The 402-nt window shown below is 58.5% G+C and carries 1 protein-coding gene; it reads left to right on the top strand.

Annotation, left to right across the window (positions count from 1 at the left end; genetic code table 11):
* On the top strand, positions 1-402 hold a 402-nt coding region (locus M3189_RS26595; RefSeq protein ID WP_251639814.1), incomplete at both ends, for a (2Fe-2S)-binding protein.

Raw genomic sequence — 402 nt, 5'->3', positions numbered from 1 at the left:
GCTTTGACGTCAGCAAAGGCGACCTGATCGCCGCTATCAACAAAGGCTGCCACACCGTGGCGGCGCTGAAAGCGGAAACCAAAGCCGGGACCGGCTGCGGGGGCTGTATTCCGCTGGTCACTCAGGTGCTCAACGCCGAGCTGGCGAAACAGGGCATCGAGGTCAACAACAATCTGTGCGAACACTTCGCTTACTCCCGTCAGGAGCTGTTCCACCTGATCCGCGTGGAAGGCATTAAAACCTTCGACGAACTGCTGGAAAAACACGGTCAGGGCTACGGCTGTGAAGTCTGTAAGCCGACCGTCGGTTCCCTGCTGGCCTCCTGCTGGAATGAGTACATCCTCAAGCCGCAGCACACGCCGCTGCAGGACAGCAACGACAACTTCCTCGCCAACATTCAGA

It is taken from the genome of Neobacillus niacini (assembly GCF_023715415.1).
Taxonomy (GTDB): domain Bacteria; phylum Bacillota; class Bacilli; order Bacillales; family Cytobacillaceae; genus Neobacillus; species Neobacillus niacini_C.
Note: the sequence above shows the minus strand (reverse complement) of the source record. Positions and strands in the feature narration are given on the sequence as shown.